The sequence below is a fragment of the Chitinophagales bacterium genome, assembly GCA_020636535.1.
Classification (GTDB): domain Bacteria; phylum Bacteroidota; class Bacteroidia; order Chitinophagales; family JADIYW01; genus JADJSS01.
In genome coordinates, this window is the sequence record JACJXT010000011.1 from 652,279 (window position 1) to 663,944 (window position 11,666).

General features: G+C 29.8%; 4 protein-coding genes. All 4 read left to right on the forward strand.

What is annotated here, in order from left to right; genetic code table 11:
• The first annotated feature begins 16 nt into the window (after positions 1 to 16).
• The 4 genes from H6553_03185 to H6553_03200 all read left to right on the forward strand — a co-directional run bounded on the left by H6553_03185 (position 17) and on the right by H6553_03200 (position 11,665).
• Positions 17 to 1,594: an OmpA family protein gene (locus H6553_03185; protein MCB9032817.1), complete on the forward strand. Its 1,578-nt coding sequence runs from the start codon at positions 17 to 19 to the stop codon at positions 1,592 to 1,594.
• Positions 1,595 to 1,709: 115 nt separating this feature from the next.
• Positions 1,710 to 4,160, forward strand: coding sequence for an SLBB domain-containing protein (locus tag H6553_03190; protein ID MCB9032818.1), 2,451 nt, complete (start codon positions 1,710 to 1,712; stop codon positions 4,158 to 4,160).
• 2 nt (positions 4,161 to 4,162) lie between these two features.
• Positions 4,163 to 5,257: a hypothetical protein gene (locus H6553_03195; protein MCB9032819.1), complete on the forward strand. Its 1,095-nt coding sequence runs from the start codon at positions 4,163 to 4,165 to the stop codon at positions 5,255 to 5,257.
• A gap of 51 nt (positions 5,258 to 5,308) precedes the next feature.
• A complete protein-coding gene (locus tag H6553_03200; GenBank protein ID MCB9032820.1) occupies positions 5,309 to 11,665 on the forward strand; it encodes a type I polyketide synthase in 6,357 nt (2,118 codons plus the stop codon).
• Position 11,666: the final 1 nt, after the last annotated feature.

The following is an 11,666-nucleotide window of genomic DNA, read 5'->3' on the forward strand; positions in this document are numbered from 1 at the left end:
GTGTTATTTTTGTTATATGAGAGCATTGAAATATAAACTGTTAGCATTGTTAGTGTTGCTATCTGCTAATGTAGTTTTGGGTAACGAAACTACTCCTAAAGATAAAGAAAAGAAAACTGAAAATTCTGGTCAACAATTTTCTACTAGAATTGAAACCAACAGATTCTTAAAAGATTGGTCATTAACACTACACGGAGGTGCAACAACTCCATTTACAGATATTAGAAGTTATGACTGGTTCAGACAGTTTAAAGCTCCAAGTGAAGTACAATGGGGTGCTGGTGTTGGTTTAACTAAAATGATGGGTAATGTTTTTGGTATTAATCTAGATTATACATTAGGTAAATTATTAGGTAGAACAATTACTAGAGGTGGCTTTGCAGAAGATAGAACTTATTGGAAAACACTTGGTTTTGATCAAGAAGTTTATTTTAAAACAGAATTATTTCATCAAGGGTCTATAAATATGTATATCAATTGGAGTAATCTTATTTTTGGAACCAATAGATGGATAAAATCTAACATCAAACAAAAACCATGGAAAGAAAGAAGAGTATCTCTTTATACTAAAATGGGTGTTGGTTTTGTTAGAACAGAATCAAATATCTATAATACAGCAGATGACTTACCAATAACTAATAGTAAATATTTAAGAGGTTTTACCAACAAGTTTACAGAAATTATATTTCCAATGGCTTTAGGACTTAAATTTAAAGTTTCTAAGTCTTTTGATATAGGTTTAGAAGGACAATTTATATTTACCAATTCAGATAAGTTAGATGCATTTAACTTTTCTAGTGCAGGTGGCGTTCAATCTTTAGCTAAAATGAATAGAGATGCCTATGCTTACATGAATTTAAATGTTACCTATAAATTTGGTAGAATTGGTGCTCAAAAAGAACATATAGAATGGGTAAATCCATTAGAAGCTTATATGAGTGTGGTAGATGAAAAACTTAAAAATCAATATAAAGTTAAAGATGCAGATGGCGACGGTGTTATTGATGAACTAGATGAAGAACCAGACACAGAAGAAGGTGCTATTGTTGATACACATGGTGTTACTTTAGATAGCGATAAAGATGGTTATCCAGATCATAAAGATCCAGAACCATTCTCAACACCATTATTGCCAATAGAAAAAGGAATTAATGTAAGACCTGACGGGTTAACACCAGAACAAATTCAAGAGGTGAAAAATATAGTTCAGAATTATATTAATGGACCAAATAACACTTCTGTAACTGTTGATGGCTGGAGTTTATCTATGATTTTCTTCGACTTAGATAAATACAATATCAGAACATCAGAAATTCCAGAGTTATATAAAGTAGCATCTGTAATGAAAAAATTCCCTGATTTAAAAATTAATGTAAAAGGATATACTGATGTTAGAAATACAGATGAATATAATATGACACTCTCTGAAAATAGAGTAAAATCTGCAATTGATTATCTAGTTAAAACTTTTAATATTGATAGAAACAGATTTGTTCCAGGTTATTATGGAGAAAAAGATAACTTGTTTGAAAATGCATCTACAGAGCCACAACATCAATTAAATCGTAGAGTTGAGTTTTATCCAGCCAACTAAAACTTAAAAAAATTATAAAAAATATTAACAAAAAGGCAGTACATTCAGTATTGCCTTTTTTTATGCTCAGATTAAAATGTATTTCCTTAAATTTACAAGCTAAATTTTTCATTTTATGAAATATGCTAAATATATACTCATTGTATTTCTTTTTTGTATCACCTATTTTGCATCTGCTCAAAACATTAATAGTCTTTTAAATAGTATAAGTGGAGGAAATTCATCTTATAATAGTCTTTTAAAAAGTATATCAAACTCTACAGCATCAAAAAGTACACCTTCTGCATCTCAATTGCAAATGCTTGGCTTAGATCAAACTACCATAAACCAAATGTTATCTAAACAAGCAGTAACTAGTGCTAATCAAAAGAATACTGACGATTTATCTATGTTGCAAGATAATGAGCTTATAATGTATCTAACAGAAATGTCTGCAAAGCAAGCAGCAATGCAAGGTAGATTAGACAGTATTCAAGCAGAAAGAAAAGAAGATAAAGAAAAGGACTTATCTGACCAAATTTTTGGACATAATTTTTTTAATTCAAATAACTTAGATCTATTTGCAATTTCTACAGATGGAAAAGCACCAGACTCTTATATTATAGATGAAGGCGATGAAATTAATTTAGCAGTTTGGGGCTATGCAGATTATAATAATTCCTTTAAAGTATCTAAAGATGGCTATATTCAAATTCCAGAATTTGGTCGCTTGTATGTAAAAGGACTTACATTTGGAGCAGTAAAAGCTCAAATTGGTAAGCGATTAAGTACATTTATCAATCCAAAAAATACCAAATATGAAATATCACTTAACTATGCTAGAACTATAGATGTAAATATTGTGGGTGAAGTGTTTAAGCCAGGAACTTACCAAATTCCAGCTATCAATTCTGTTTATAATGCCATCAATGCATCAAATGGAATTACTAAAATTGGTACTGTAAGAAATATTCAAGTAAGAAGAAATGGAAAAACAGTAGAAACATTCGATTTGTATAAATTTTTGCTAGAACCAAATGTTAAAAGTACTTTCTTCTTACAAACAGGCGATTTTATCTTTGTGCCTACTGCAGACAAAATTGTAAAAGTAGCTGGTGCTATTAAAAGACCAGCACTATATGAATTATTGCCAAACGAACAATTAACCGATTTAATTCGTTATGCTGGTGGATTAAGTGCAGATGCCTACTTAAAAACCATTCAAGTTACTAGATTTACAGACGATAAAAAAGAAATTATTAATATTTCTCTAGATTCTCTGATTCGCAATAAACAAGACTTTAATTTAAAAGATGGCGATGAAATAAAAATTATTAGCGTAGAAGACAATGTAGAAAATAAAGTTTCCATTGCTGGTAGTGTACGATTTCCAAATACTTACGAATTAAACGAAGGCGATAGAATTTCCGATATATTAATTATGGCTGGAGGAATAAAACCATCTGCTTATTTAGATAGAGCGTACATTAGAAGAAAACTACCTAATCAAAAAGAAGTATTGTTAAAATTTAACTTAAAAGATATTATTCTAGATCCTAGTTCTCCAGAAAATATATTACTAATGAAAAATGATGCTATTAGAATTTTTTCTTATGAGAATTTTACAGAAAAATTTAAAGTATCTATAGATGGTTCCGTACTAAATCCAACAATTATAGACTATGCAGAAGGTTTAACACTCAACGATTTAATTTTTTATGCAGGTGGATTAAAAGCAGAAGCAGCCAATTCAAAAATAGAAATAGCAAGAGTATTTGATTTTGATCCAGCTGTAGATTCCAATGCTAATCCAGTAAGAATTTTTGTAGAACAATTTGAAATAGGTGAAAATTTAGAGCTAGATGCAGCTTCTAAAGCTTTTCCTTTAATGCCAATGGATAAAATATTTGTTAGGAAAGAGTATGTTTTTTCAGATCAATTGAATGTTACTATCAATGGTGAAGTAAAATATGCAGGGATTTATCCTTTATTAGATAAAAATGAAAAAGTATTAGATTTAATAGAAAGAGCTGGTGGGCTTACGCCTTATGCATTTATTAAAGGAGCTAATTTAGTAAGACAAGAAGATAATCAATTGAAAACAGTTTTTGAATTAAAAGATGCTTTCAAAGACCCAAAATCTATTGCTAATTTAATTCTTAAAGATGGCGATGTTATTACTATACCAACAGTTAATCAAATGGTAAGTATTAAAGGGGCAATTCGTTATCCAAACTTAGATAGCAATCAAACCATTAGCGGAAAGTTTGTTCCAGGAAAAAGCATCAGATGGTATATTAAAAACTATGCAGGTGGTTTCAAAAAAAGAGCCAATAAAAAACATGCTTTAGTACAATACGAAAATGGTAAAGTAGATATTACACATACCTTCTTAGGAATTAAAAATTATCCAACTATAGATAACGAAGGAGCAACTATTATGGTAGAAATGAAACCAGAAAAAAGAACTAAAGCACCAGTTACACCAAGAGAACCTGTTAGCTTAAATATATTACTTCCAAGTGTTATTGCAAGTGTAACATCAGCATTAACAACAGGGCTACTTATATTATTTATTAAACCTTAGCTATGCAAGAATACCAATTTCAAGATGAAGATATTCGTTTAATTGATGTAATTGATGCATTTAAAAAATACTCTTTATATTTATTAAAGAAATTTTATATTGTGATTATTGGCGTTGGCGGATTTACCTATTTGGGCTACTTATTTGCAGTAAAATCACCACCAAAATTTATTGCATTTACTTCTTTCAATGCAGTAGATGCTAGAGCTTCTGGTGGTTTAATGTCTTTAGCTTCTACATTTGGTTTAGGAATGGGTGGTTCAACCAATGATGTATTAATGGGAATCTACTCATCTAATTATGCATTTAAAAAAGCATTATTGGCTGATGTATTTATGAATGGAAGAGAAGATAAATTAGGCAACTTTTACTCAGAAATATATGGTTACAAAGATGGATTGGAAGAAGAAGGAATTAAAGACTTTAAGTTTACAGCTAATTCTATTTATAATATGTCAAAATTAGAAGATAGTATTTCTTCCATGATGTATTACGCTTTTATTGATGACGCTTTAGAAATTGAATACGAAGTCACTGCTGGTCTAGTGTATGCCAATATAGAAACACCAAACTATGATTTATCTAAAAACTTGGCTTTAGAAATATTAAAATCTATCCGAGAGTTTTTTCAAGATAAACAAGATAAAGCTTCAGTTCAAAACTTTCAAAAAGCACAAAGACGATTAGATTCTATTAAAACTGAAATTAAAATAAGAGAAGTTGCCTTGGCTAAATCTCAAGACCAAAACATATTTAATGAAAAAAGATTAGGGATTGTACAAGAACAAAAATTGCAAAGAGAATTAGGCGTTTTAAATATAATGTATAGCGATGCTGCTAATACTTTTGAAGCAGCAAAAGCAGGTGTAAATACCAAAAGCGAGTCACTTAAAATTGTCGATGATCCATTATTTTCTACTTATGCTAAATATCGTAGTGCATTCTTGTTTGGATTAATTGGTTTTGCTATAGGTATTGTTTTAGTAATTATTCCTTTGCTATTAAATAAAGCAGCTATCGATTCGAGAGCAGAAGAAGCAGAAAAACAAAAAGCTCTACAACAAGAACAAGTTATAGAAAATACAGTTACGCAGTAAAATTCTTTTCTGCTATAAAATGTTTATATTTATCTTTCCTAAAATTAGTCTATGGATAGTAATAATAATGCTAATAACTTTCCTAAAAATACTGTAGCTATTGTAGGTATTGGACTACGATTACCTGGAGATATTCAATATTTATCTGACTTTTGGACTGCACTCATCAATAAAAAAGATTTACTCACTACTATTCCAGAAAACAGATTTCCTAACCTTAATCAATATATTGATGCTAATAGAGGCAAAGGTAAAATGGTTACCAAAAGAGGTGGATTTCTAAGCAATATTCAAAATTTTGATGCTAATTTTTTTAATATAGCACCAACCGAAGCAGAAAAACTCGATCCACAACAACGATTATTACTAGAAACTGCTTTCGAAGCATTTGAAGATGCAGGTATTCGACTAGAAGATATGTATGGAAGCAATACTGGTGTCTATTGTGGTAGTTGGTCTAACGATTTTGAGCATAAAATGGCAAAATCAAATTATGATATAGATGCCTATACAACTACAGGTAGCGGACGATACGCACTCTCAGGTCGTTTGTCTTATTTTTTTAATATTCAAGGGCCTTCGCTAACTATAGATACTGCTTGCTCTACTTCTATAGTTGCCTTACATACTGCAATACAAAGCTTAAAGTTAAATGAAATTGATACAGCACTTGTCGGAGCAGTTAATTTAATTCAAGATCCATTTGTTTCCATTGGTTATTCTCGTTCTAGCTTACTTTCCGATTATGGCGAGTGTCGTTTTGGAAACTTAAATGCAAGTGGTTATGTTCGAAGCGAAGCAGCAGTTACTATTGTAATTAAAAGATTAGAAGATGCTATAAAAGATAATAACTTTATTCATGCAGTAGTTTTAGGTAGTGCTTGTAATTCAGATGGTCATGCACATAAATATATGCTTGCTCCAAGTGATATTACTCAAAAAATTATGTTGGATAAAGCTATTAAAAGTGCAAATATAAAATCTAATCAAATTCAATTTGTAGAAGCTCATGGCACTGGAACTAAAGCTGGAGATAAAGCAGAACTCAATAGTATTTGGAATGCTTTTGATGATGGAAACAGAAATGAAATATTGGTTGGTTCTGTTAAATCTAATCTTGGTCATACTGAAGCTGTTGCAGGTTTAGTAGGTTTGGTTAAGACTTGTTTAGCTATTCAACATAAAAAAATTCCTGCTAATTTACATTTTTTAGAACCTAATAATTTGGTCGATTGGACTAAAGTTAAAATTAAAATTCCTACTACAGTTCACGATTGGCCAAATCCAAATCAACCTTTAATTGCTGGTGTAAATACTTTTGGCATTACAGGTACTAATGCTCATGCTATCATTCAAGAAGCACCAAATATTCTTTTAGATAAATCAGATGAAATTCATCGACTAAAATACATTTTACCAATTTCTGCAAATGATAAATCAGCTTTACAAGAATATTTAAAATTATATGATGATGCAATTACAGCAGAAAATTATATCAATTATACCAAAAATATTGCGTTTCATAAAGCTAATCTTAAAGAACGATTAGCCATTTCGTTTACGAATTATCAAGAACTACAATCAACATTACAAAATGCTATTAATAATATAGATGATGAAAATATAATTCATGGTTTTTCTGAAGATATCAACCAAAAAATAGTATTTGTATTTCCAGGTCAAGGTTCGCAATGGTTGGGAATGGCTTTAAATTTATACCAAAATGAAATAGTCTTTAAACAAACTATTGATGAATGTACAACTGCTTTTGCTAAATATACCAATTGGAATTTAATTGATATTTTAAATACGAATGATGAAGATTTATTCCAACAAATAGATATCGTTCAACCAACCTTAGTTGCTGTTGAAATTGCTTTGGCTAAATGGTGGATGAGTTTGGGTATTCAACCTTTTGCTGTTGTTGGACATAGCATGGGTGAAGTAGCTGCTGCTTATATTGCCAATACTATTTCGTTAGATGCTGCTGCTAAAATCATTTGTAATCGTAGTCAATTGATGAAGCAAAAACGAGGCGAAGGTGCTATGGCATATATTGCGTTAAGTGTAGCAGAAACACAACAACTTATTGGCGACAAATCTGATGAAGTGGCTATTGCTGTGGTGAATAGTCCAAATTCTACAGTAATTAGTGGCGATACCAACGCTATTCAGCAAATAGTAGATTTGGCTACTACAAAAGATATTTTTGCAAGATTAATTAAGGTTGATGTTGCTTCTCATAGTCAACAAATGGATAGTGTTTTAAACGATTTGAATGATGCACTCATTCATTTAGATAATAAAAATTCAAATATTCCTTTTTATTCTACTGTAGAAGCTACTTTGTTAAATGGAGAAAATTTAGATGCTAATTATTGGTTGAAGAATTTAAGAAATACAGTACAATTTGGTAAAACTATTCAACAATTAATAGATGATGGAGCTACAATTTTTATAGAGATGAGTCCACATCCAGTTTTAACACAAGCTGTTCAAGAAAATATAGAAGCTAAACAGAGTAATGCTACAACAATCTATTCGTTAGAAAAAAATAAAAATGAAACAGTTATTTTATATAATAATCTGTGTGCAGCATATTGTAATGGCGTAGCACCAAATTGGAAAAAATTCTATGGCACTTACTACGAAAAAATAGAGTTACCCAATTATCCTTGGCAAAAAGAATATTACTGGTTAGAAGATAATACAACACAATTACAAAAAGATAGTCAGCTAACACAAGCACTATTAACTCAATTATCTTTCGATGATACCATTACGCCAACTTATTTATATCAGTCTGCAATTAGTATAGATGCATTTCCTTTTTTACAAGACCACAAAATTGCAGAGGCAATTGTTTTTCCTGCAACAGCTTTCTTGGAAATTGTTAATGAAGTGGCTCAACAGAGTTTTCAATTAGATAGCTTTTCATTACAAGATGTATTTATTGAAAAAGCATTACACTTAAATGAAGATACTACAACTATCTTACATACTATTATCCAAAAAGAGATTGAAAATAGTTATATAATTAAAATGTATTCTATTGTTAATGATGAAAAAGTAATACATTTTAGTGCTATACTTAATGCAAAAGCTATTAGTAATAATGATAGACTTATCACTAATTTATCAGACAAACAAACTATTGATAAAACACAACACTACGAGCTTACACAAAAAATAAAATTACCTTATGGTAATGCATTTCAAAATATATTAAAAATTGAATATAGTAATAATATATTTATATCAAATGCAATAATTAATACAAATGAATTTATTACGCATCCAGCTTTATTAGATGTTGCTTTACAAACTATATTGCCAGCAGTTTATTTAAAAACAGACCAAACTTTTGTTCCAAGCAAAATTGCTCACTATAATTTCTATCAAAAACCAGTAAGCAATCAATGGCAAATCGAAGTTCAAATTCAATCAGAAAATACAAAAAATATTATTGCTGATGTATTTATATATGAAAACAATCAACTAATTATAGCTTGTGTTGGCGTAGCGTTTATTAATATTGATGAACAAAATAATAGCAATCAAACTTCAGTATTTTATCAAACTAATTGGGAATTATTTTCGCTTGATGAAACAAAAACTACTTCAGATATTTGTTTTATTATTCACAACGAACATCATTTATTACCACAGCTAAAATCACTTAATAATATTAAGTTGATAGAATATAATGAACTCAATGATATAGATACATTATTAAAAGAGACAATTACAAACAACTTTGTATTTGTTCCATATATTGCTACATTCAATGAAAATAACATCAATATAAATGTATATGATGATTTTTTATTAGTTGCTCAAGCTATTATCAAATTAAATGTACCTTGTCGATTTTGGTGTATCACGCAAAATGCAAACGGCAATCAAATTAATCCAATACAACATGCACTACAAAATTTTATGGGTGTTTTTTGGAATGAACACTACGAACTAAAACCATCTATTATTGATATTGACAATATTGCATCGTTAGATGTAGTGCCAACAATAATTGCCAATGCTACGAATGAAAACAATTTTAAAATTGCCAATCAACAAGTTTTTGTTGCAAGATTAGACAATATAGAGATAACAAATCTACAAACTACAAATCAACTAATTTCTGTTTCAAATCATAGTTTTTTAGTAGATATAGAAGAAAAAGGTATAATTAATAATTTATTATATAGAAAAACGAATTTACCACAACCTAAAGCCAACGAAGTTATTATAGAAAATAATGCTTTAGGTATTAACTTCATGAATTTAATGTCGGTATTAGGAATTTATCCAGGCAAGGAAAATGGCTTTGCTACATTAGGTATTGAGTGTGTAGGTAAAGTTATAGCTAAAGGCAATGAGGTCAATCATCTCAATATTGGCGATACTGTTTTTGGAATGGCTTATCATACTATGGCAAGTCATGTTATAGCAAATGCAAATGCACTTAGAAAAATGCCAAATAGTATTACAATCGAAGATGCTGCTACGATTCCTACGGTTTTCTTAACTGCATTTTATGCTTTGGTTGAGTTAGCTAAAATCAATCAAGGCGATAAAGTGTTAATTCATGCTGCAACAGGTGGCGTTGGTTTAGCGGCTATTCAAATTGCAAAATATTACGGTGCAGAAATTTATGCTACTGCTGGTACTGCTGAAAAAAGAAGTTATCTAAAAAATATAGGTATTAATCATATTTATAATTCAAGAGATACTGATTTCTATAATCAAATTCTTGCAGATACCAATAATCAAGGTATAGATATTGTATTGAATTCACTTACTGGTGAAGCGATGTTAAAGAGTATGCAATTACTCAAAAGCTTTGGTCGTTTTATCGAAATTGGCAAAAAAGATATCTATAACAATGAGAAATTAGGTTTGTTCGTTTTCAATAATGCATTAAGTTACCATATGGTAGATTTAGAAAAAATGCTATTTGAGAAACCTGAATATTTAGGAGAATTGCTTCAAGAAATTGTACTTATGCTTCAACAAGGTGATATTAAACCTTTGCCTAAAACAGTGTTTAGTATTCAAGAAGCTAAAGAGGCATTCAACTATTTGAATAAGTCGCAACATATTGGAAAAGTTGTAGTGATTAATCAATACGACCAAAACTTACAAATTCAAGATAACAACGATTTAATTATTGATAGCAATGCTTCGTACTTACTAAGTGGTGGTTATGGTGGACTTGGATTGAGTTTTCTTAATTTCTTGTTTGATAAAGGTGCAAGGCATTTTATACTCTTAGGACGAAGTGGTGCTAATGAAACTGCTCAACAGCAAATTAATTTACTACAACAAAAAGGTGTTACCATTCAAATTATACAAACAGATATTAGTGATTTAGATAAGATAAAAAACATTATCAATAATATAGAAGATACGCTTCCTTTAAAAGGTGTTTTTCATCTGGCTGGAATTTTAGATGATGCTGCTATTGCTAATATGACTACTACGCAATTGCATAATGTGCTAAGTCCAAAATTAAAAGGTGCTATAAATCTACATCATGCAACTAAACATATTCCATTAGACTATTTCGTATTATTTAGTTCTTCATCTACTATGTTTGGTTCTCCAGGTCAAGCCAATTATGTTTTGGCTAATGCATTTATGAATGGATTAGCAATTTATAGAAAACAACAAAATCTAACAGCATTGTCCATTAATTGGGGAACTGTGGCTGATGTTGGTTTGGCTGCTCAAGAAAGTAATAGAGCAGATAGATTGAAAACAGAAGGCATTGCTCCTTTAACAACCAACGAGTGTACACATTATTTTGAACAAATAGTACAAACAAATACTACCAATATTGGTTGCTTTAATTTTAATATTGAGAAATGGCAAAATAATTATAGTAGTGCATTACATAATTCGTTTTATAATAATTTAAGAGATAATGTTACTATAAATGAAACGAATACTACTACGCAAAGTTTTGTTGCATCACTACAATTATTAGAAACCGAAGAAGAACAACTAGAAAGCATCGAACAAAAAATTAAAGACTTAGTACATCAAGTTACTAAAATCAATCTCGATAAAATTCAAACATTAGCTACATTCAAATCTTTTGGTATTGATTCTTTAATGTCCATTCAACTTAAAAATTTATTAGAAAAAGTATTTGAAATTCCATTATCAGTTACTGGATTTTGGACATATCCTACAATAAAACAATATGCTGTTTTTGTTATTGAAAAATTAAATATTGATAATGATATAATAGAAAATATTAAAGTTACTACAAATCAAGTGGAAATTGTTGAAGTAGAAATAAATAATGCAACTACTAACGATAACAACACTTCTACAGAGAGTATAGATGATGAATTAGACGACCTAAGTAAATTATTAGATGACGAGTTAAACGCATTATAAA